Genomic DNA, 20,981 nt, shown 5'->3' on the forward strand with positions numbered 1-20,981 from the left:
GATACGCCCCGGCCTGATTCTGAATTCTTTTTATTAAGCGCGTAACTTAACGTCGATCGCGTCTTGTGTGCGGGTGCGTGGCGCGTCGTGAGTATGCTGACGACCAGACACATCCAGCACTTCCTGGTTATTAACCAGTTCGCCTAAAGTAATGTTGTTGAGAAAACCGGTGAGACGGTCGCTCAAATCACGCCATAGCGCGTGGGTCAGGCATTTATCGCCGCCCTGGCAGCCGCCTTTACCCTGACAACGGGTGGCATCTACAGATTCGTCAACGGCGCTAATCACTTCGCCAACGGCGATGCTGCTGGCATCTTTGCCTAACAGATAACCACCGCCTGGTCCACGTACGCTGGAAACCAGACCATTTTTACGCAGACGGGAAAACAGTTGTTCCAGATAAGAAAGGGAAATTCCCTGACGTTCGGAAATATCAGCCAACGGTACCGGGCCCGCTTCAGAGTTGAGCGCAACGTCAAGCATTGCGGTCACGGCATAGCGCCCTTTAGATGTCAGTCTCATGTCTTACTTCACCTCAAACTCGCCCCTGCCCGGGGTTTTTTATTGTAAAAGTGGGGGTATTGCATAGCAGGGTCAAGTCTGACATTCCCGAGTAAATTGGTCAACTATTTACTTGACTGATTTAGTCGGGTATTTAACCTTCAGTGCCATTTTTTTATCGTGGCGTTTGTACCTGTTGTCGGATGCGACGTGAACGCCTTATCCGACCTGAGGCTCTGTGCACTGTAGGCCTGATACGACGCGTTAAGCGTCGCATCAGGTAACCACTATTATTCGGCCTTATTACCTTTATTCTGCTGCTCTATAGAAGCCAGAATCCCGCGCAGGATATTCAATTCCTGGCTTTCCGGGCGCGCACGGGTAAACAAACGACGCAATTTATTCATCACCTGCCCCGGATGGTTTTCACGAATAAAACCGGTTGCCAGCAGCGTTTGTTCGAGATGACCATAAAAACGCTCCAGATCATCGACCAGCGGATACGGCGTCTCTTCATGCTCAACCTGCTCGCCATTTTCCTGAGTTGCCAGCCAGGCCATGCGCACTTCATAGGCAATAACCTGAACCGCCATCGCCAGGTTCAGCGAACTGTATTCCGGGTTAGCCGCAATGGCGACATGATAATGGCATTTCTGCAACTCTTCATTGGTCAAGCCGACGCGCTCGCGACCAAAAACCAGCGCCACCGGGGTATTTGCCGCTTCAGCGACGCTTTTCAGACCGCATTCGCGCGGGTCGAGCATCGGCCACGGCAGCGTGCGGGAGCGTGCGCTGGTGCCCACCACCAGGCTACAACCGGCTAACGCTTCGTCGAGCGTATCGACGATATGAGCATTACCAATCACATCGCTGGCCCCTGCTGCCAGGGCAATCGCCTGGGAGTCAGGTTTCACCAGTGGATTAACCAACCACAGATTGGTTAATCCCATTGTTTTCATGGCACGGGCAACAGAACCCATATTGCCGGTGTGTGACGTCTCCACCAGCACAATTCGAATATTTTGCAGCATTGTCTTTCTTCGTCTAAAGATTATTCGCGCATCTTATCATAAAACGAAGACAGATGCCGATCTCGCTGCTATACTCTGCGCCGTTTTCCCGTTCTTTAACATCCAGTGAGAGAGACCGATGCATCCGATGCTGAACATCGCCGTGCGCGCAGCGCGCAAGGCGGGTAATTTAATTGCCAAAAACTATGAAACCCCGGACGCTGTAGAAGCGAGCCAGAAAGGCAGTAACGACTTCGTGACCAACGTAGATAAAGCTGCCGAAGCGGTGATTATCGACACGATTCGTAAATCTTACCCACAGCACACCATCATCACCGAAGAAAGCGGTGAACTTGAAGGTACTGATCAGGATGTTCAATGGGTTATCGATCCACTGGATGGCACTACCAACTTTATCAAACGTCTGCCGCACTTCGCGGTATCTATCGCCGTTCGTATCAAAGGCCGCACTGAAGTTGCTGTGGTTTACGATCCTATGCGTAACGAACTGTTCACCGCCACTCGCGGTCAGGGCGCACAGCTGAACGGCTACCGTCTGCGCGGCAGCACCGCTCGCGATCTCGACGGTACTATTCTGGCGACCGGCTTCCCGTTCAAAGCAAAACAGTACGCCACCACCTACATCAACATCGTCGGCAAACTGTTCAACGAATGTGCAGACTTCCGTCGTACCGGTTCTGCGGCGCTGGATCTGGCTTACGTTGCTGCGGGTCGCGTTGACGGTTTCTTTGAAATCGGTCTGCGTCCGTGGGATTTCGCCGCAGGCGAGCTGCTGGTTCGTGAAGCGGGCGGCATCGTCAGCGACTTCACCGGTGGTCATAACTACATGCTGACCGGTAACATCGTTGCTGGTAACCCGCGCGTTGTTAAAGCCATGCTGGCGAACATGCGTGACGAGTTAAGCGACGCCCTGAAGCGTTAATGACTCTGGCGGGTGATGTCACTCACCCGCCCTCGCCTTTCAGGCGCTATTCCGAAATACTTCCTCACCGCTTTACTTTCTTTCGCCACTCTCCCACCATCTTTCCCCGATTAATGGATAATAAAGAAGTCGCAAGGAAAGGTTATGGCGCTGCCAGTGAACAAACGCGTTCTCAAAATTCTGTTTATTCTCTTTGTTGTTGCCTTCTGCATTTATTTAATACCGCGCATCGCCATCAATTTTTTCTATTACCCTGACGACAAAATCTACGGCCCCGATCCCTGGTCAGCCGAATCAGTAGAATTCACCGCTAAAGATGGCACTCGCCTACATGGTTGGTTTATCCCTTCTGCAACTGGCCCCGCTGAAAATGCCATTGCCACCATTATTCATGCTCACGGCAATGCCGGAAATATGTCCGCCCACTGGCCGCTGGTCAGTTGGTTACCCGAGCGTAATTTCAACGTTTTTATGTTTGATTATCGCGGGTTTGGTAAATCAAAAGGCACGCCGTCCCAGGCCGGATTGCTGGACGATACGCAAAGTGCCATCAATGTGGTGCGCCATCGCAGTGATGTAAACCCACAACGGCTGGTGCTGTTCGGGCAGAGTATTGGCGGGGCGAATATTCTGGATGTTATTGGTCAGGGTGATCGTGAAGGCATACGTGCGGTGATCCTCGACTCCACATTCGCCTCTTATGCGACCATCGCCAACCAGATGCTCCCCGGCAGTGGCTACTTACTTGATGAGAGTTACAGCGGCGAAAATTACATCGCCAGCGTCAGCCCGATCCCGCTTTTACTGATTCACGGTAAAGCTGATCACGTTATCCCATGGCAGCACAGCGAAAAGTTGTATAGCCTGGCAAAAGAGCCAAAACGGTTGATCCTAATCCCGGATGGCGAACACATTGATGCTTTTTCCGATCGTCACGGCGATGTTTATCGCGAACAGATGGTGGATTTTATCCTTAGCGCGTTGAATCCGCAGAACTAACCCATGATCGCTAGCACGATAATCATTCACAAAACCACCTTAAGACATGCTAATCCACTGGTCAGAACAGTTTAAGATGAGAAAAATTCTGTGACGCTTGCCAACATTTCTGATGATTAGCATTCCCTTCGCCATTTCCCTGAGCAAACTTTAGCTATTCTTATCAATTATGCTTATGGGAGATCTACAGATGATGCCTACGCTTGCTCCACCATCTGTCCTTTCGGCTCCCCAGCGCCGCTGCCAGATCTTGCTGACGCTCTTTCAGCCGGGGTTGACCGCCACCACGGCAACTTTCAGCGAGCTTAATGGTGTGGATGATGATATTGCCAGTCTTGATATCAGCGAAACAGGACGGGAGATCCTGCGCTATCATCAACTCACACTGACTACTGGTTATGACGGTAGCTACCGGGTTGAAGGTACAGTGCTTAACCAACGTTTGTGTTTATTTCACTGGCTACGACGTGGTTTCCGTCTGTGTCCGTCATTTATTACCAGCCATTTCACCCCCGCCCTGAAGAGTGAACTGAAGCGGCGCGGAATTGCGCGTAACTTTTACGACGATACCAATCTACAAGCGTTAGTGAATCTCTGCTCCCGACGGCTGCAAAAACACTTTGAAACGCGCGATATTCATTTCCTGTGTCTGTATCTGCAATATTGTTTGCTGCAACACCACGCTGGAATTACGCCTCAGTTTAATCCGCTCCAACGTCGCTGGGCGGAATCCTGCCTTGAATTTCAGGTAGCGCAGGAAATTGGACGCCACTGGCAGCGTCGAGCGCTCCAGCCTGTACCGCCTGATGAGCCACTGTTCATGGCATTACTTTTTTCCATGTTGCGGGTTCCCGATCCACTGCGGGATGCGCATCAGCGGGACAGACAACTGCGTCAGTCTATCAAACGTCTGGTAAACCATTTTCGTGAGCTGGGAAATGTTCGTTTTTATGATGAACAGGGGTTGTGCGATCAGCTTTATACCCACCTCGCCCAGGCGTTAAATCGCAGTTTGTTTGCCATCGGTATTGATAACACCCTGCCGGAAGAGTTCGCCCGCCTGTATCCACGCCTGGTGCGCACCACCCGCGCGGCGCTGACCGGATTTGAAAGTGAATACGGCGTCCATCTTTCTGATGAGGAAAGCGGTCTGGTCGCGGTGATTTTTGGTGCCTGGCTAATGCAGGAAAACGACCTGCATGAGAAACAGATTATTCTACTGACCGGGAATGATAGTGAGCGAGAAGCGCAGATTGAGCAGCAGCTACGCGAACTAACGTTACTGCCGCTCAATATTAAACATATGTCGGTAAAGGTATTTTTGCAGACAGGCGCTCCGCGCGGCGCGGCACTGATTATTGCTCCTTATACCATGCCGTTACCGCTCTTTTCACCACCGCTGATCTATACGGACCTGACGCTGACAACACATCAACAGGAGCAGATCCGCAAAATACTCGAATCAGCATGAGGGAACAACTTTCGGGCGCAAAAACATTGCCGGAAGCGCCACCAGCGCCATCACCCAGAACACGCCGTGGCCCAGATATTGATACAGGAAACCGGCGAAAACGGTCATGATGGCGATACTGCCGCCCATCGCGACGGCAGAGTAAACCGCCTGTAAACGGATGACTTCGCTACCCTGGCGAGCGGCAATATAGCGCATGGCGGCCAGGTGGCAGACCGTGAAGGTGCCGCAATGCAGAATTTGCACCACTATCAACCACGGCAACGCCGTAGTTGCTCCCATAATGCCCCAGCGCACTACGCCGCAAATCGCCGAGATCAACAGCATATCGCGTGCACTACAACGGCGGAAAAGTTTATTACTCAGCGCAAAGATAATGACTTCCGCCACCACGCCCAGCGACCACAAATAGCCCACCGCCGAGGCCGAGTAGCCAGCGGCCTGCCAGTAAATGGCGCTAAAACCGTAATAGGCCGCATGCGCCCCCTGCAATAAACAAACGCAGGCCAGAAAGCGCCAGTTCTGGCGAACCAGCGCCAACCACGCAGACCAACCGGTGCTCTCCTGCTGGCGGCTTGCCCCTTGTGGCTGAATCGTTGGACGGATGAGAAAGCCGAGCAGCATGGATGCCACGCCCAACGTCAACAGCGCGAGGATCACCCGATAATCAAACATAGTGACCAGTTTACCCGTCAACGCCGAGCCAATGACAAACGCCACCGAGCCCCACAATCGCACTTTGCCGTAATCAAGCGGGAACTGCTTTTGCCACGTATTCGCCAGTGCATCGGTCAACGGTACCAGCGGTGAGAAAAAGAGGTTAAAGCCAATCATCACCAGCATCAGCCACGCTACGTGCGCCCCCGCCCAGAAGGCGACTGCAAAGAGAAGTGTCAGCAGTGCCAGCACGCGCAAGGCGGAAATCAGGCGAGAAGGATCGCTGACGCGGGGCGCGATGAGCAAACTCCCGAGAAAACGGGCAACCAGACCTGCCCCCAATAACAGGCCGATGGTTTCTGGCGTTAAACCAATCCCTTTAAGCCAGACGCTCCAGAAAGGTAGAAAAATGCCGTAACTAAAAAAGTATGTGAAATAGCCGAGCGCCAACCAGCGCGTGGATTGCAAAACCATGAGTCCCTCCCGTCAGGAGGCGTTAGTCTGGGGTTAATCGAATGTTGGTGCAAGTTGAAAAATAAGAATATTCGAGCCTGCTTCCCGATGTCTGTAACGCCAGTTCACAAGCACTCAAAAACTGCGACCTGCGACGCATGTTGCAAAAATAATGCGTAATTATGCCGTTACGCTTGCCAAACGTTCCTGCACAATGGCGATGAAATCGCGTAATGCCGGCTTCATCTCCCCTTTCTTCCACGCCATCAGTAAAGTAATGGAAGGCACATTTCCGGCAATGGGTCGAAATACCACCTGGCCGGTATTAAAATTATTCATATAACCGGGTATCAAAGTGACGCCCAGCCCCATCCCCACCAGATTCATGGTCACCAGAATATTCGTTGCCACCTGGACGATATTTGGCTGGCTGTTTTCTTGCGCAAACCACGCTTTAACGATCGGCGCAAGCGAACCGGAATACGCTGGATCAGTACTGACGAAATTCACGCCATCCAGTTGCGCGGCAGTGATCTCTTTTTCATGTGCTAAAGGGTGATCAACCGGTAACACCACCACTAATGGTTCGTCAAAAAGCTCCAGATAATCAATCTCCGGGCTATAAACAGGATGGCGCATTAAGCCGACGTCGAGTTCACCACGGCGAATTTTTTCTTCCTGTTCCGTGGTGATTAAACTCACCAGCTCAATTAAGGTGTCTGGCTGTCTGAGACGAAACATCGGTAATACTTTTGGCAGTAAATTCACTTCCGCCGATGGCACAAAGCCAATGGTTAATTGTCTGTCTTCCTGAACAATTTTCCGCGCCCGTAATTTGGCATTTTCCGCTTGTTCGAGGATTGCCAGCGCGTCCTGGAGAAAACATTCTCCCGCCGCCGTCAACGCGACTTTGCGCTTATCCCTCACCAGTAACGGAACACCGACACAGTTTTCAAGATCGCGGATCTGGCTGCTTAACGAAGGCTGTGAGGTATGCAGTTTTTCCGCCGCACGGGTAAAGTTCAGTGCCTGCGCCACTGCGACGAAATAGCGTAAATGCCGTAGTTCCATCACCTTCCCCTTGTTATCGAAAAAACGTCTCAGCTGGTAGAAATTAACTATTTCACATATTAGCAACCAACCAGCAACATCCTTATGGCACAAAAATAGAAGGTCAATACATCTTATCTTTCAGGATTAAAAAATATGACCACCCCCTCAGATTTGAACATTTACCAACTGATTGACACCCAAAACGGTCGGGTCACTCCGCGTATTTATACCGATCCGGATATTTACCAACTGGAGCTTGAGCGCATTTTCGGTCGTTGCTGGCTATTTCTCGCCCACGAAAGCCAGATCCCAAAACCCGGTGATTTCTTTAACACCTACATGGGAGAAGATGCGGTTGTCGTGGTGCGCCAGAAAGACGGCAGCATCAAGGCGTTTCTCAACCAATGCCGCCATCGGGCCATGCGTGTGAGTTATGCAGATTGCGGCAACACTCGCGCCTTTACCTGCCCGTATCACGGCTGGTCTTACGGTATTAACGGCGAATTGATCGACGTACCGCTGGAACCTCGCGCCTACCCACAAGGGTTGTGTAAATCCCACTGGGGGCTAAACGAAGTTCCTTGTGTGGAGAGTTATAAAGGGCTGATTTTTGGCAACTGGGATACCAGCGCACCGGGTCTGCGTGATTACCTTGGTGACATTGCCTGGTATCTGGATGGCATGCTGGATCGTCGCGAAGGCGGCACCGAAATTGTCGGCGGCGTACAAAAGTGGGTGATCAACTGCAACTGGAAATTCCCGGCAGAGCAGTTCGCCAGTGACCAGTATCATGCTCTGTTCAGCCATGCTTCTGCCGTTCAGGTATTAGGGGCGAAAGATGATGGCAGCGATAAGCGTCTCGGTGATGGACAAACTGCCCGCCCGGTGTGGGAAACCGCCAAAGATGCGCTGCAGTTTGGTCAGGACGGTCACGGCAGCGGTTTTTTCTTTACTGAAAAACCGGATGCTAATGTCTGGGTCGATGGCGCGGTTTCCAGCTATTACCGCGAAACCTATGCCGAAGCAGAACAACGTTTAGGTGAAGTTCGCGCCCTGCGCCTGGCGGGTCATAACAATATTTTCCCCACGCTTTCCTGGCTCAACGGCACTGCCACGCTCCGCGTCTGGCATCCGCGCGGCCCTGATCAAGTTGAAGTGTGGGCGTTCTGTATTACTGACAAAGCCGCCTCCGATGAAGTTAAAGCCGCTTTTGAAAACAGCGCCACTCGTGCTTTTGGTCCTGCTGGTTTTCTCGAGCAGGATGACTCGGAGAACTGGTGTGAAATCCAGAAATTGCTGAAAGGTCACCGCGCCCGCAACAGCAAACTGTGTCTGGAAATGGGGCTTGGTCAGGAAAAGCGTCGCGACGACGGCATTCCAGGCATTACTAACTATATCTTCTCAGAAACGGCCGCTCGTGGAATGTACCAACGCTGGGCCGATCTCCTGAGTAGCGAAAGCTGGCAGGAAGTGCTCGATAAAACCGCCGCTTACCAGCAGGAGGTGATGAAATGAGTGCGCAAGTTTCACTGGAGTTACATCACCGCATTAGCCAGTTTCTCTTTCACGAAGCCAGTCTGCTGGATGACTGGAAATTTCGTGACTGGCTGGCACAGCTCGACGAAGAGATTCGTTACACCATGCGCACCACAGTTAACGCGCAAACGCGCGACCGCCGCAAAGGCATTCAGCCGCCGACAACCTGGATTTTTAATGACACCAAAGACCAGCTGGAACGGCGAATCGCCCGTCTGGAAACGGGTATGGCCTGGGCAGAAGAACCGCCGTCACGCACCCGTCACTTAATCAGCAACTGCCAGGTAAACGAAACCGACATACCAAACGTATTTGCTGTGCGGGTAAATTATCTGCTTTATCGGGCACAAAAAGAGCGCGATGAAACATTCTATGTCGGGACTCGTTTTGACAAAGTTCGCCGTCTGGAAGATGACAACTGGCGCTTGCTGGAACGGGATATCGTCCTGGATCAAGCGGTGATCACTTCCCATAACCTGAGTGTACTGTTCTGATGAATCGAATTTATGCGTGTCCCGTTGCGGATGTGCCGGAGGGTGAGGCTCTCCGGATCGATACCTCGCCCGTCATCGCCTTGTTCAACGTGGGCGGCGAGTTTTATGCCATTAACGATCGTTGCAGCCATGGTAATGCGTCGATGTCAGAAGGGTATCTGGAAGATGACGCCACGGTGGAGTGCCCGCTGCACGCCGCCAGTTTTTGCCTGAAAACGGGGAAAGCGTTATGCCTGCCCGCCACCGATCCGCTAACCACTTATCCAGTACACGTTGAAGGTGGTGACATCTTCATCGACTTACCGGAGGCGCAGCCATGAGCGATCTGCATAACGAGTCCATCTTTATTACCGGCGGCGGATCGGGATTAGGCCTGGCGCTGGTCGAGCGATTTATCGAAGAAGGCGCGCAGGTTGCCACGCTGGAACTGTCGGCGGCAAAAGTCGCCAGTCTGCGTCAGCGATTTGGCGAACATATTCTGGCGGTGGAAGGTAACGTGACCTGCTATGCCGATTATCAACGCGCGGTTAATCAGATCCTGACTCGTTCTGGCAAGCTGGATTGTTTTATCGGCAATGCGGGCATCTGGGATCACAATGCCTCACTGGTTAACACTCCCGCAGAGACGCTCGAAACCGGCTTCCACGAGCTGTTTAATGTCAACGTACTCGGTTACCTGCTGGGCGCAAAAGCCTGCGCTCCGGCGTTAATCGCCAGTGAAGGCAGCATGATTTTCACACTGTCAAACGCCGCCTGGTATCCCGGCGGCGGTGGCCCGCTGTACACCGCCAGTAAACATGCCGCAACCGGACTTATTCGCCAACTGGCTTATGAACTGGCACCGAAAGTGCGGGTGAATGGCGTCGGCCCGTGTGGTATGGCCAGCGACCTGCGCGGCCCACAGGCGCTCGGGCAAAGTGAAACCTCGATAATGCAGTCTCTGACGCCGGAGAAAATTGCCGCCATATTACCGCTGCAATTTTTCCCGCAACCGGCGGATTTTACGGGTCCGTATGTGATGTTGGCATCGCGGCGCAATAATCGCGCATTAAGCGGTGTGATGATCAACGCTGATGCGGGTTTAGCGATTCGCGGCATTCGCCACGTAGCGGCTGGGCTGGATCTTTAAGGAAGCACGATGAAAGAAAAAACGATCATTATTGTCGGTGGCGGGCAAGCGGCGGCAATGGCTGCGGCCTCGCTACGCCAGCAAGGGTTCACCGGTGAGCTGCATCTGTTTTCCGATGAGCGACATCTACCTTATGAACGCCCCCCGCTCTCGAAATCCATGTTGCTGGAAGATTCCCCGCAGTTACAGCAGGTGTTACCCGCTAACTGGTGGCAGGAAAACAATGTTCATCTGCATTCCGGTGTAACCATCAAATCGCTGGGCCGCGACACAAGAGAGTTAGTGTTAACCAACGGCGAAAGTTGGCAGTGGGATCAGCTGTTTATGGCAACCGGCGCGGCAGCCCGACCGCTGCCGTTGCTTGATGCACTGGGAGAACGCTGCTTTACCCTGCGCCATGCCGACGATGCCGCCAGACTGAGAGAAGTTCTGCAGCCCGAACGGTCAGTCGTGATTGTCGGTGCCGGAACTATTGGTCTGGAACTGGCTGCCAGCGCCACGCAGCGTGGATGTAAGGTGACAGTGATTGAACTGGCGGCAACCGTCATGGGCCGTAATGCACCACCGCCCGTGCAACGCTATCTTTTACAGCGCCATCAGCAGGCTGGTGTGCGCATTCTGCTCAATAATGCCATTGAACATGTGGTCGATGGTGAAAAAGTAGAACTGACGCTGCAAAGTGGCGAAACGCTTCAGGCCGATGTGGTGATTTACGGTATTGGTATCAGCGCCAACGACCAACTGGCTCGCGAGGCCAACCTTGATACTGCCAATGGCATTGTCATTGATGAGGCTTGCCGCACCTGCGATCCCGCGATCTTTGCCGGTGGCGATGTGGCAATCACCCGTCTTGATAATGGTGCACTACACCGCTGCGAAAGCTGGGAAAACGCCAATAACCAGGCGCAAATTGCCGCTGCCGCAATGTTGGGGCTACCGCTTCCGCGACTGCCGCCGCCGTGGTTCTGGAGCGATCAGTACAGTGATAACTTACAGTTTATTGGCGATATGCATGGCGATGACTGGATTTGTCGTGGCAACCCGGAAACTCAGAAGGCGATTTGGTTTAATCTGCAAAACGGCGTGCTTATCGGTGCAGTCACGCTGAATCAGGGCCGTGAGATTCGCCCAATCCGCAAATGGATCCAGAGCGGCAAAACGTTTAATGCGAAACTGCTGACAGATGAGGACATCGCGCTTAAATCACTGTAACCAGGATAATTAGCGAATATCTCAACGCCTGGGGCGTGGCGAGGTACCAGAGTGTGTATTACGTTTAAATCACATTATCTTGCAAAGGGATTGGTTATGAACTCACTACGTTATTTTGATTTTGGTGCTGCACGCCCCGTTTTGTTATTAATTGCCCGTATCGCCGTGGTCTTGATTTTCATTATTTTTGGTTTTCCCAAAATGATGGGCTTTGACGGTACGGTCCAATATATGGCCTCGCTGGGCGCGCCAATGCCAATGCTGGCAGCGATTATTGCGGTAGTTATGGAAGTGCCCGCCGCAATATTAATCGTGCTTGGCTTTTTCACCCGTCCGCTGGCGGTGCTGTTTATTTTCTACACGCTGGGTACGGCGGTAATTGGTCACCATTACTGGGATATGACCGGCGATGCGGTTGGGCCAAATATGATTAATTTCTGGAAGAATGTCAGTATCGCTGGCGCATTCCTGCTGTTGGCAATTACCGGGCCGGGGGCAATTTCTCTCGATCGGCGTTAAAAACATGCCGGATGCGGCGTGAACGCCTTATCCGGCATTTTATAAATTACAGTAACGCAACCCGCAACGACATCTCTGAAGTTGTTGATTCCCCTGGTGCAAGCGCAATGAGATCACCCCCTTCCGGGCGATGATGGTCATCTGGCGCATGGCTCATCGGTTCCAGACAGAAGAAATCAAACGCATATCCTTTATCAAACGCCGGGTCGGAAACAAAGATGAAATAACATGGTGCAGGTGGCGTCGTTTCCATGATGATGGCGTACCCCTCCTGCGGCTGCTCGATGCGGGACTGACCATTCCATCCGGCAAAGCCATTGTTTACCCACTGGCGCGGCAACGGCGCGAGCTGGTTGAAATCCAGCTCCTGCGGTAGCTGCTCGCAAAACTCACCCGCCAGCCACTGCTCCCGCTCCAGCCAGTAACCGCTCGCCTGCGCCTGAATCCGCGTTTGTGGTGACAACGGAAAATAAGGATGCCAGCCGGTACCAAATGGCAGCGTCTCTGCCCCTTGATTGGTGACAGAGAGCGTCACCGTCAGCGTATCTGCCGTTAAATGAAACGCCTGACTTACCCGATAGTGATAAACACCGCTGCGATGTTCATACACCAGACACAAGCTATCTTCGCTGCGCGAGACACATTGCCACTGCCCCAGCCAGCCGTCGCCGTGCAGATAGTGCGCATCCCACTCAACATTCGGTTGCAGTTGATACTCACGCCCCTGCCAGACAAAACGGTTGCCACTCACCCGGTTTGCAAACGGCACCAGAGGGAAACAAGAGGCATCGGTTGCCACACCGCTTTTTTTACCGGGACGTAAGAGCGGCGTCGCGTCACGCCAGAAGCCTTCGATGACGCCGCCCCGGTCAGAAACGTCCAGCTTTAGCGGCCCGTGAGATAACGTATAGATGGTCATCAGCTGACTCCTTAATCCGGGAAGTTAATCACAACTTTCCCGCATTTACCGCTCGCCATCAGCGCATAGGCATCTCCTGCCTGTTCCAGCGTGAAGCGATGGGTAATGGCGTTACGCGGCCACAGTTTCCAGTCCGTTAAATCGTGGGCGCATTTTTCCATATGGAACAGACTGGTCACCCAGGAGCCAATAATCCGCCGTTGATGATGCATCAGATCAGCGCTAACCTCGAACTCCACTTTTCCGGTTTCTCCGATGTAAACCACCCGTCCCCAGTCAGCAGTGGATTGCAACGCCAGTAAGCGACCTGCGGCATTACCGGAACAATCGAGCGCAACATCCGCGCCACCGTGGGTAAGTTCGGCGATAATCTGCGGCAGACCTTCGGTCGTTGCTAAATAGCCATGATCCATCACCCCTAACTGTTTCGCCATCGCCAGACGTTCCGGCAGCATATCAACGCCGATGATCCTTTTTGCACCGCGACCTTTCGCCAGCATCATCGCCATCATGCCGACCGGCCCCAGACCGACCACCAGCACGTTATCACTGCCGGAAACTTCGCCGCGCAAAATCCCTTCATACGCTGTACCAACGCCGCAACTGATAAACGCACCATCTTCATAGCTCAGCGCGTCCGGGAGCAGGATCAGATCTTTTTCTTCCGCCAGCAGGTATTCAGCATGGCCGCCGTCACGCTGCCAGCCGTAAGCCGCTTTTCCTTCGCCAGTACAAGAGATAGGAAAACCACGACGGCAGTTCGGGCAAAAACCACAGCCAGAAATATGATACACCAGCACACGGTCGCCCTCTTTAAAATGGCGGCAGCCTTGCCCCATCGCCACAATTTGCCCGCACGGTTCATGACCGTTGATAAATCCCTGGTATAACGGTTTATCGGGTGCCGCCGCCGTAGCGCGGTGTTGGTGGTAGATATAGTGGACATCGCTTCCGCAAATTCCGGAGGATTTCATTTTGATCAGTACCTGGTTAATCCCCGGCGTCGGCACCGCAACTTCCCGCAGATCGACGGTCGAATTTCCTGGTAAATAAGCTGCCAGCATCGTTTTCATAAATCCCTCATTAACAATACGATTAATTTTCATCCCTGCCGCACCCGCGCCAGGGACGTTTAGGTTTAGCGTTTCGCTTTACTGCTTCGCTGAGTCAGCAAGATATTCGCCAGCACCGCCACCACGATGATGACGCCGCGCACCACCTGCTGGAAAAAGGAGTTAATCCCGAGCAGCACCAGACCGTTACCGATTAGCGTAATCACCAACACACCAAGCAATGTACCGAACAGGGAACCGCGACCACCGGAAAGCGCCGTACCGCCAACCACGACCGCGGCGATGACGTCAAACTCCAGACCGTTTGCGGCACCTGCGTTACCGGAACCGAGGCGCGCCGCCAACAAAATGCCGGTCACCGCTGCTAATAATCCCGAAAGGGTAAAAATAAGAATGCGTACCCGACGAACGTTAATACCGCATAACTGCGCCGCCGTGGCATTACCGCCAACGGCAAAAACCGAGCGCCCGAAGGCGGTTTTGCGGCTAATGAACACAAACAGCGCAAACAGCACCATCATGATCAGCGCGGATACCGGCACACCGAGAAATTGTCCGCCCAGCCAGTCCAGCACTTCGTTTTCGTCAATCGGCACTGGCAAGGCGTTCGTCATAAATAGCCCCATTCCGCGCAGGGCGCTCCATAAACCCAGCGTGGCAACAAAACTTGGCACGTTAAACACGCCGCGCAGCACCCCGGCGAGCGTTCCCATCAGCGCGCCTAACAGCAACACCAGCAGACAAGCAATCGCCAGCGGAACCTCAAATTGCAGCAAAAATGCCAGGCACACCGAGACAAAAGCCACCATCGGCCCAACGCTGACATCAATTTCCCCGGAGATAATAATCAGCGTCATCGCCCAGGCGGCGATCCCAATGGTGGCGGCATCGCGCAGCACGTTCATCTGGTTATTCAATGAGATAAAGCCAGGCGCGTTCAGAGAGAAGACCAGATAAAGAATGGCGATCACCACCAGCAAACCGATCTCATTAATATGGCGACTGACAAATTGTTTGAGCGAGACGCTCTTGCCCTGCGGCAATGGTAATGACGAAGCAGACATCTTCAGGTTCCTCGGTAAAATTCATCAGTGCACAGACAGAATGGCGGACATCAGCTCATCCACATTGACCGGCGAGTGAAACTCCTGCGAGAACGTACCGTGCTGTAATAACAGGATGCGGTCACACACCAGCGGCAACTCCTCCACTTCACTGGAGATAAACACCACGCTTTTTCCTTCGGCAGCCAGCTCGCGGACAATACGGTAAATCTGCTGTTTGGCTTCGATATCGACGCCGCGCGTTGGCTCGTCGAGCAACAAAATCTGGCTGGCAGCATAGACCCAACGACCGATCACCACTTTTTGCTGATTGCCACCAGAAAGCGTGCCGATGGGCGTTTCGCTACTGGCGGCCTTGACCGTCATCCGCTGCATCACCTCTTCGGTCAGGCGGCGGATGGTGGACCATTGCAGCACACCGTTGGCGCTGATTTTTTGCCGATTGGTCAGCACTGTATTTTCGTCAACGCCCAGCCAGGGAATGATCCCCGCTTCTTTGCGGTTTTCTGGCGTATAGCCAATGCCGCGTTTCAGCATGTCGCCGTAATCGGGGCGAGTGATTTTCTCGCCGTTGATAACAATTTCGCCCTGTTCATACGTCTCCAGCCCAACTATGGCTTTCAACAATTCACTGCGCCCTGCCCCCAGCAGGCCAGCAATGCCGAGTACTTCGCCACGACGGAGCGTAAAGCTGATATCCTCCAGCTTGGGCTTATGGCGTAACGCACGGACTTCCAGCACGGCCTGATCGACAATTTCCTGAGGGGAAACCGGCGCAATATCAACGTGATCGCGCCCGAGCATTAGCGACACAATATGATGCGTGGAGGTGTTTTCGAGCATCACATCGCCCGCCACCTGACCATCGCGCATAACGGTGGCACAGGAGGCTATGCGGCGGATTTCTTCCATCCGGTGGCTGACATAAATCACCGCCACGCCCAGTGCCGACATCTTTTTAACCGCGCTGATCACCAGTTCAACTTCCGCACTGGCAAGCGAACTGGTAGGTTCATCAAGAATGACCACGCGCGGCTCGCCCTTCATCACCCGCGCAATTTCCACCAGTTGCTTTTGCGCCGGGCTTAGCGTTGAAACAAGTTGTTCAGGGCTAACGTCAACGCCCAGCGCCTGTAAGCAACGTTGGGCATCCTGCGCCATTTGCAGGTAATCAATCATGCCGTTGCGGCGGGGCCACTGACCGAGGCAGAGGTTTTCCGCCACCGTCAGTCCCTCCACCAGACTTAACTCCTGATAAACCGCACGAACCCCCAGTTCAGCGGCACGGCGAGTCAACGTAGCTTCGTCACCTTCCAGTCGCGTCTCGCCAATCCAGATATCACCGCTATCCGGACGTTCACTGCCGGTAAGCATTCGAATGAGGGTCGATTTGCCCGCGCCGTTTTTGCCTAACAGCGCACGAACTTCGCCTTTATTGAGCGTGAAGTTAACGTTATCCAACGCAACGACGCCGGGATAACGCTTATTTCCTGCCACCACTTTTGCTACCGGGACTGCCTCTGTTGCCGTGAACATAGGGACCTCTGCGAATCAGCGATTAGGGCAGACCATCAACGTGCGTTGCCAGCCACTGTTTACCGTCTTCCGTTTTGGTATAGAGATCGATAGGCACCTGAATCACTTTTTCACCGTCGGCTTGTTTGTTGATAACCTTCAATGTTTGCGCGAAGACAGCATTGCCCATTTTCTTACCGGAAATATCCACCACCGCTTTCAACACCTGATTGTTTTCCAGCTCCTGAGCAATTTCAGTGGTCATATCCGAACCGAAAACAGCAATTTTTCCGGCCTGATTTTGATTACGTACCGCTTTTACCGCGCCGAGTGTCGCACCACCCGATTCTCCCATAATGGCGTTGAGATCCGGCGTGGAGATAATTAGTTTTTCACCAACGGAAATCGCTTTATCTAAAACAGTCCCTTCCTGATTAGCGACAATTTGCGCGCCGGGAACGCGGGATTTTAATACTTCTTCAAATCCTTTACGTCGCTGCACACAAACTTCAAAGGCTTCGCAATTGATGACGGCAATTTTCGGCTGGTCAATTTTATTGGCAATAAAATAATCGGCGGCAGCGTTACCCAGTTTTTTACCAAATTCCAGCGGATCGCCGACCAGATACGCCGAGACATATTTATCGACGCCTTTTTGATTAATACAGGTGTTGTAGCAAATCACCGGAATACCCGCTTCACTGGCGCGACGAACGGTACGGCTACTGCCATTTTCAGACACTGCCGATAAAATAATGGCATCGACATTACGCGCCACGAGGGTATCAACAAAGGTACTTTCTTTCGAAATATCACCCTGTGCGTTAGTTTCAATTAACTGTACCTGTACTGAAGAATCTTTTGCCGCATCCTGAACGCCCTGACGCACGCCAGCGTAATATCCCTGAGTATCAAGGTATATTGCGCCAATGGTCATTTCTTTATCCGCAGCTCTGGCAAATAGTGCGCTACCTAATAGCGTAGCCATTAATAATAGATTACGGGTTGTTGTCATTTTTTTAGGCATAGTGCCTCCTGTAGGGTTTTTATTTACAACGGCTTATTCTAATTATTTTGTGATGAGCGGCAGCGCGTGCCGCTCAAATATTACAGTTAATAGGGTTTAGTGAACGCGGTTAAAAATAAAAGGCATCACAGTGGTGAATAATGCCGCTTTCGGCCAGGCCGGATTAATCGCCGTCAATTCAGCGCGAGCAGATTCATAGTGCGCAGCCTCCCCGAGTCCCGCGGACGCCAGCATCGCCACCATCAGGCATTTTTCTTTATGCTGCTGTTGTAAATCGCCATACAGCGACAACAGGTCAGGTTGTGAAACAGCAAAGAAATCCGCCTCAATACTGGTTTTCGCCATCTCTTGCGCCCACTGTTTCATTTCACTAAACAGTTGCTGTGCGGTTTGCTGTTCACCCAGCAGTCGCAGCGCCATTCCTTGCCAGAAGAGATAATCAACCGGCTGATCGTTGTAATAACTGTGAATGTTAATGGTGCGATCGCCAGTCGCCGCCAGACGTAAACAACGCATCGCTTCAGTTTGATCGCCCTGCGCGTTGGCGCATATCGCCTGCCAGAACCAGATGTCGTTATCAGTTTGCCCCGGTAAACGGCCTTCGCTTAAATTCTCCGGATAATGCAGCGCGGCATGAAGCAGTTCGCTGGCCTGCTGCGGCTCTCTGGCATCAAGATGCTGCCAGGCGCGTAATAACTGGTTGAGGATAAACTGACTGGTGATCTTCCCTTCCCCGCCTTCCCACGGGTGGAATTTGCGCGTGGCGAGAATGTCCGCCGCTTTGTCTGCCTGACCCGTGAGATGCCACAAATTGAGCAGTTCTGCGGTCATGTCGTCGCGTTTCAGCGCAATTTCCAGATTATTTTCCAGACGCGCCAGTCGTTTCTCCGGTGTGGTTCCACTTAACTTATCCAGCAAATCCCGTTCGAAAAGCAGACGTGCATCCTGCGGCGCAAGCTGATAAGCATTATCAAGATAACGCGCGGCCAGCTCATAATCGTGTTGCTTATTCCACGCATGGATCGCCAACCCGCGCCAGCCATCGGCAAACTCTGGCGACATCTCTACGCAACGTTGCCATAAAGTAATGGCTTTGTTGTAGCTGCGCTTGTTGTAGTAGAAGCAGGCCAGTAAATGACGGGCAAACCAGCACTCTTCAATACTCTCCAGCGCCGCCACTTCTTCCAGCGTATTCGGGAAACGGACAAACTGTGGGAAGACATCAATGGCTTTTGCGACCAGTTCGCCGCGTTCAGCTTTCGGCAGCAAGCTGGCTTGCAGGTAAAGCGGCAGCGTGCGCTGGCAGTCCAGTGCGTTCAGCATCTCTGCCGCCAGGGTGGGCATTCCCCAGTTAATCAGTTGCCCGGCGGTCACCAGGGCGTTAACGTCGCGTCCCTGACACAGACCGCGCCACTGCGCGAAGGCTGATTCGCTACGACCATCGAACCAGTTCAGCCACCACAGAGTGGCGTTCAGCGGATAATCACGCAGCAGTTTCTCACGCTGCAAACGCGCGTTGCCCTGACGACCACTTAACACCAGCAGCAGATTATGCAGGCAAAGCACTTCCTGATTGGTTGGGCAGGCGCGAAGACTTTGTTGGCAAAAATCCAGACCAGCGTCGAAGTTACCATTACGCGCCGCCAGCCGTGCCAGACCATAATAGCCACCTGCTTTACTGTTGCCGCTCCAGACCGCACGCCAGAAATCCTCTTCGGCTTGTTGATATTGCCCCTGACGTTCGTAAGCACTGGCGCGAATCAAACTCGCCTGTCCGCACTGCGGATTTTTGTTCAGCGCATGTGCGCGTTTCAGCGCCTGAGTGGCATACGCCACCGCTTGCGGGAAATCTGCGCGGTTATATTCCAGCATCGCCAGCGCCAGGTTACAGCGATAATCCAGCGGATCCAGCGCCACGCCGCGCAGGTAGTAATCGAACGGTGAACGGCTGGCGTGATGATATTGCTCCAGATGCTGACCGATAAACCAGGCTTCATCTGTACTGGTAATGTCTTGTGCTGCCAGTGGCGCTTTGGCGACGTCCGGCAACGGCAACTCTTGCGGCTGATGTTCCTGATAACTCAGTATGATATTGCCGTCGGCATCGGAGAGCTCAATGGTCAGTCTGTCAGGATTGATACCGTGCAACACGCCCTGGATGGCGGTCGCTGGCATCAGTGCCACGGCATCATCAAGTAACGCGTTGCATTTGCCGATTTCGCGGATCGCCAGGCGGTATCCGTTCAACGGAGAGATGGCATACAGCCCCCACTCAATCCCCCGCTCACTACGCTGGAGTTTTATCACCGCATCGCGGGAGGCATTTTGCACCATGCCCAGAGAATGATAAGGCAGGAAATACTGCTCGAAACGCTTCTCTTCGTACGCATCAAGCCAGGTAAAATCAGGCTGGTTATCGGCAAAAATACCGGTCATCAGTTCGATATACGGGCCGTTATTGTCGGTCAGACTCTTATCCCACGCCTGGCCAAACTCACTGTGTCCCCAACTCCACTGTTTTTTACCTGGCGCAATATGGTGGTTGGCAACGTGCAGCAAACCGCCATCTTCATCGTGACACCACGCGCCGACAAAATCGTACTGCGATTTTTCAGCCATATATGAGGTTGGAACGGGCACATTTTTATAGCGAGAAATGTCCACTCCAGAGGAGTAGTCCACTTTGTAGTAAGTGCCGGTGGCGATGGGGAAAGCGGAGACGGCCCGTTTGCCGTGATCAAAGACCGCCGTTACATCCGGCGGGAAGACGCTCTGATGCCCTTCACCCCCTTTCACTGCCGGGTTGGCCCACCACAAGAAATGACGCGGAGTGGCGTTGCCGTTATAGACGCGGCTGGCGATTTCCAGAGCCGCCCGGTCAGGGCGCAGGGTGAAACCTGTCATCACCTGTAAACCGTGCATCGGCTCCGTTTCGCCGACCCACACGGTTTGTGCGCCGTCTTCATGGGCTTCGAGGGTGAAATCGACGGGCATAAAGGTGGTCGGGCGATGGTGTTGCGGCCAGTTAAACTCAATCCCGCCGGAGATCCACGGTCCCAGCAGCCCCACCAGCGCAGGTTTAATGACTTCATTGTGATAGACAAAATCGCGCTGTTTCACTTTATCCCATGCGCGATGCACCCGACCGCCCAGTTCCGGCAGGATCATCACTTTAATGTAGTCGTTTTCCAGCCACACCGCCTGCCAGGATTTCAGGGTTTTCTGCTCGCTCAGCGTATCGGTCACGCCGTAGGGATAAACCGCGCCGGACGATCCCTGATAAACGCGATTTTCCAGGAACATGGGATGTATATCCTGCGGCCCGGTTTCATAGGTCGGGATCTCAACGCGCTCTTGCCACACTTTTACTGGAGTCATGGTGCCCTCAATATTAACAAGACATACT

General features: G+C 53.1%; 19 protein-coding genes. 9 read left to right on the forward strand and 10 right to left on the reverse strand.

Annotated elements, in window-relative coordinates; translation table 11 throughout:
* Positions 1 to 33: 33 nt before the first annotated feature.
* A complete protein-coding gene (iscR, locus tag G434_RS15885) occupies positions 34 to 522 on the reverse strand; it encodes a Fe-S cluster assembly transcriptional regulator IscR (protein ID WP_001241357.1) in 489 nt (162 codons plus the stop codon).
* A gap of 269 nt (positions 523 to 791) precedes the next feature.
* A complete protein-coding gene (trmJ, locus tag G434_RS15880) occupies positions 792 to 1,532 on the reverse strand; it encodes a tRNA (cytosine(32)/uridine(32)-2'-O)-methyltransferase TrmJ (RefSeq protein WP_000940019.1) in 741 nt (246 codons plus the stop codon).
* 118 nt (positions 1,533 to 1,650) lie between these two features.
* Here trmJ and suhB point away from each other — a divergent pair, with 118 nt between their 5' ends.
* The 3 genes from suhB (at position 1,651) to csiE (ending at position 4,924) form a co-directional block, all read left to right on the forward strand.
* Positions 1,651 to 2,454: an inositol-1-monophosphatase gene (gene suhB, locus G434_RS15875; protein WP_000553451.1), complete on the forward strand. Its 804-nt coding sequence runs from the start codon at positions 1,651 to 1,653 to the stop codon at positions 2,452 to 2,454.
* A gap of 144 nt (positions 2,455 to 2,598) precedes the next feature.
* Complete coding sequence (locus tag G434_RS15870; RefSeq protein WP_001207718.1) at positions 2,599 to 3,453, forward strand: alpha/beta hydrolase; 855 nt, start codon at positions 2,599 to 2,601, stop codon at positions 3,451 to 3,453.
* Between the two features lie 190 nt (positions 3,454 to 3,643).
* Positions 3,644 to 4,924 carry a stationary phase inducible protein CsiE gene (gene csiE, locus G434_RS15865; RefSeq protein WP_000983016.1) on the forward strand — a complete coding sequence of 427 codons (1,281 nt, stop codon included), beginning with the start codon at positions 3,644 to 3,646 and terminating at the stop codon, positions 4,922 to 4,924.
* Here csiE and G434_RS15860 read toward each other — a convergent pair.
* Both G434_RS15860 and hcaR read right to left on the reverse strand, forming a co-directional pair.
* On the reverse strand, positions 4,916 to 6,055 hold the full coding sequence (locus G434_RS15860; RefSeq protein ID WP_000244193.1) for a 3-phenylpropionate MFS transporter: 1,140 nt from the start codon (positions 6,053 to 6,055) through the stop codon (positions 4,916 to 4,918). The genes csiE and G434_RS15860 overlap by 9 nt on opposite strands.
* A 159-nt stretch (positions 6,056 to 6,214) precedes the next feature.
* Entirely contained in the window at positions 6,215 to 7,105 is an 891-nt protein-coding gene (hcaR, locus tag G434_RS15855; protein WP_000423252.1) for a DNA-binding transcriptional regulator HcaR, read from the reverse strand.
* 135 nt (positions 7,106 to 7,240) lie between these two features.
* Between hcaR and hcaE the strand changes: the two genes are divergently transcribed.
* From hcaE to G434_RS15825, 6 genes are all read left to right on the forward strand, one after another.
* On the forward strand, positions 7,241 to 8,602 hold the full coding sequence (gene hcaE / locus G434_RS15850) for a 3-phenylpropionate/cinnamic acid dioxygenase subunit alpha (RefSeq protein WP_000211172.1): 1,362 nt from the start codon (positions 7,241 to 7,243) through the stop codon (positions 8,600 to 8,602).
* On the forward strand, positions 8,599 to 9,117 hold the full coding sequence (gene hcaF, locus G434_RS15845) for a 3-phenylpropionate/cinnamic acid dioxygenase subunit beta (protein ID WP_001276064.1): 519 nt from the start codon (positions 8,599 to 8,601) through the stop codon (positions 9,115 to 9,117). Before hcaE ends, hcaF begins: the two co-directional genes overlap by 4 nt.
* Entirely contained in the window at positions 9,117 to 9,437 is a 321-nt protein-coding gene (locus tag G434_RS15840; protein ID WP_001080102.1) for a bifunctional 3-phenylpropionate/cinnamic acid dioxygenase ferredoxin subunit, read from the forward strand. The genes hcaF and G434_RS15840 overlap by 1 nt, the downstream gene beginning before the upstream one ends.
* The gene (hcaB, locus tag G434_RS15835) at positions 9,434 to 10,246 is read left to right on the forward strand and encodes a 3-phenylpropionate-dihydrodiol/cinnamic acid-dihydrodiol dehydrogenase (protein ID WP_001281389.1); all 813 of its coding nucleotides are present in this window, start codon (positions 9,434 to 9,436) and stop codon (positions 10,244 to 10,246) included. Before G434_RS15840 ends, hcaB begins: the two co-directional genes overlap by 4 nt.
* Before the next feature lie 9 nt (positions 10,247 to 10,255).
* Positions 10,256 to 11,458 carry a phenylpropionate dioxygenase ferredoxin reductase subunit gene (gene hcaD, locus G434_RS15830; protein ID WP_000660778.1) on the forward strand — a complete coding sequence of 401 codons (1,203 nt, stop codon included), beginning with the start codon at positions 10,256 to 10,258 and terminating at the stop codon, positions 11,456 to 11,458.
* Positions 11,459 to 11,554: 96 nt separating this feature from the next.
* Complete coding sequence (locus tag G434_RS15825) at positions 11,555 to 11,977, forward strand: DoxX family protein (RefSeq protein ID WP_001087250.1); 423 nt, start codon at positions 11,555 to 11,557, stop codon at positions 11,975 to 11,977.
* Positions 11,978 to 12,023: 46 nt separating this feature from the next.
* Here the strand turns inward: G434_RS15825 and G434_RS15820 are convergent, their stop codons facing one another.
* The 6 genes from G434_RS15820 to G434_RS15795 all read right to left on the reverse strand — a co-directional run bounded on the left by G434_RS15820 (position 12,024) and on the right by G434_RS15795 (position 20,953).
* On the reverse strand, positions 12,024 to 12,896 hold the full coding sequence (locus G434_RS15820; RefSeq protein ID WP_000158530.1) for an aldose 1-epimerase: 873 nt from the start codon (positions 12,894 to 12,896) through the stop codon (positions 12,024 to 12,026).
* A gap of 11 nt (positions 12,897 to 12,907) precedes the next feature.
* Positions 12,908 to 14,002 carry a zinc-dependent alcohol dehydrogenase family protein gene (locus G434_RS15815; protein WP_000700790.1) on the reverse strand — a complete coding sequence of 365 codons (1,095 nt, stop codon included), beginning with the start codon at positions 14,000 to 14,002 and terminating at the stop codon, positions 12,908 to 12,910.
* Between the two features lie 32 nt (positions 14,003 to 14,034).
* Positions 14,035 to 15,033 carry an ABC transporter permease gene (locus G434_RS15810; protein ID WP_001276664.1) on the reverse strand — a complete coding sequence of 333 codons (999 nt, stop codon included), beginning with the start codon at positions 15,031 to 15,033 and terminating at the stop codon, positions 14,035 to 14,037.
* 24 nt (positions 15,034 to 15,057) lie between these two features.
* The gene (locus tag G434_RS15805) at positions 15,058 to 16,569 is read right to left on the reverse strand and encodes a sugar ABC transporter ATP-binding protein (RefSeq protein WP_000493485.1); all 1,512 of its coding nucleotides are present in this window, start codon (positions 16,567 to 16,569) and stop codon (positions 15,058 to 15,060) included.
* Positions 16,570 to 16,591: 22 nt separating this feature from the next.
* Positions 16,592 to 17,575 carry a substrate-binding domain-containing protein gene (locus tag G434_RS15800; protein ID WP_001124932.1) on the reverse strand — a complete coding sequence of 328 codons (984 nt, stop codon included), beginning with the start codon at positions 17,573 to 17,575 and terminating at the stop codon, positions 16,592 to 16,594.
* 96 nt (positions 17,576 to 17,671) lie between these two features.
* Positions 17,672 to 20,953, reverse strand: a complete 3,282-nt coding sequence (locus G434_RS15795) for a DUF5107 domain-containing protein (protein WP_001309664.1) — start codon at positions 20,951 to 20,953, stop codon at positions 17,672 to 17,674.
* Positions 20,954 to 20,981 lie beyond the last annotated feature (28 nt).

The sequence above is a fragment of the Escherichia sp. KTE172 genome, from assembly GCF_000408845.1.
Taxonomy (GTDB): Bacteria; Pseudomonadota; Gammaproteobacteria; order Enterobacterales; family Enterobacteriaceae; genus Escherichia; species Escherichia coli.

Excerpts from the sequence above, each read along its gene's own strand:
- iscR (WP_001241357.1), bottom strand. The coding sequence starts at position 522 with ATGAGACTGACATCTAAAGGGCGCTATGCCGTGACCGCAATGCTTGAC.
- trmJ (WP_000940019.1), bottom strand. The coding sequence starts at position 1,532 with ATGCTGCAAAATATTCGAATTGTGCTGGTGGAGACGTCACACACCGGC.
- suhB (WP_000553451.1), top strand. The coding sequence starts at position 1,651 with ATGCATCCGATGCTGAACATCGCCGTGCGCGCAGCGCGCAAGGCGGGT.
- G434_RS15870 (WP_001207718.1), top strand. The coding sequence starts at position 2,599 with ATGGCGCTGCCAGTGAACAAACGCGTTCTCAAAATTCTGTTTATTCTC.
- csiE (WP_000983016.1), top strand. The coding sequence starts at position 3,644 with ATGATGCCTACGCTTGCTCCACCATCTGTCCTTTCGGCTCCCCAGCGC.
- G434_RS15860 (WP_000244193.1), bottom strand. The coding sequence starts at position 6,055 with ATGGTTTTGCAATCCACGCGCTGGTTGGCGCTCGGCTATTTCACATAC.
- hcaR (WP_000423252.1), bottom strand. The coding sequence starts at position 7,105 with ATGGAACTACGGCATTTACGCTATTTCGTCGCAGTGGCGCAGGCACTG.
- hcaE (WP_000211172.1), top strand. The coding sequence starts at position 7,241 with ATGACCACCCCCTCAGATTTGAACATTTACCAACTGATTGACACCCAA.
- hcaF (WP_001276064.1), top strand. The coding sequence starts at position 8,599 with ATGAGTGCGCAAGTTTCACTGGAGTTACATCACCGCATTAGCCAGTTT.
- G434_RS15840 (WP_001080102.1), top strand. The coding sequence starts at position 9,117 with ATGAATCGAATTTATGCGTGTCCCGTTGCGGATGTGCCGGAGGGTGAG.
- hcaB (WP_001281389.1), top strand. The coding sequence starts at position 9,434 with ATGAGCGATCTGCATAACGAGTCCATCTTTATTACCGGCGGCGGATCG.
- hcaD (WP_000660778.1), top strand. The coding sequence starts at position 10,256 with ATGAAAGAAAAAACGATCATTATTGTCGGTGGCGGGCAAGCGGCGGCA.
- G434_RS15825 (WP_001087250.1), top strand. The coding sequence starts at position 11,555 with ATGAACTCACTACGTTATTTTGATTTTGGTGCTGCACGCCCCGTTTTG.
- G434_RS15820 (WP_000158530.1), bottom strand. The coding sequence starts at position 12,896 with ATGACCATCTATACGTTATCTCACGGGCCGCTAAAGCTGGACGTTTCT.
- G434_RS15815 (WP_000700790.1), bottom strand. The coding sequence starts at position 14,002 with ATGAAAATTAATCGTATTGTTAATGAGGGATTTATGAAAACGATGCTG.
- G434_RS15810 (WP_001276664.1), bottom strand. The coding sequence starts at position 15,033 with ATGTCTGCTTCGTCATTACCATTGCCGCAGGGCAAGAGCGTCTCGCTC.
- G434_RS15805 (WP_000493485.1), bottom strand. The coding sequence starts at position 16,569 with ATGTTCACGGCAACAGAGGCAGTCCCGGTAGCAAAAGTGGTGGCAGGA.
- G434_RS15800 (WP_001124932.1), bottom strand. The coding sequence starts at position 17,575 with ATGCCTAAAAAAATGACAACAACCCGTAATCTATTATTAATGGCTACG.
- G434_RS15795 (WP_001309664.1), bottom strand. The coding sequence starts at position 20,953 with ATGACTCCAGTAAAAGTGTGGCAAGAGCGCGTTGAGATCCCGACCTAT.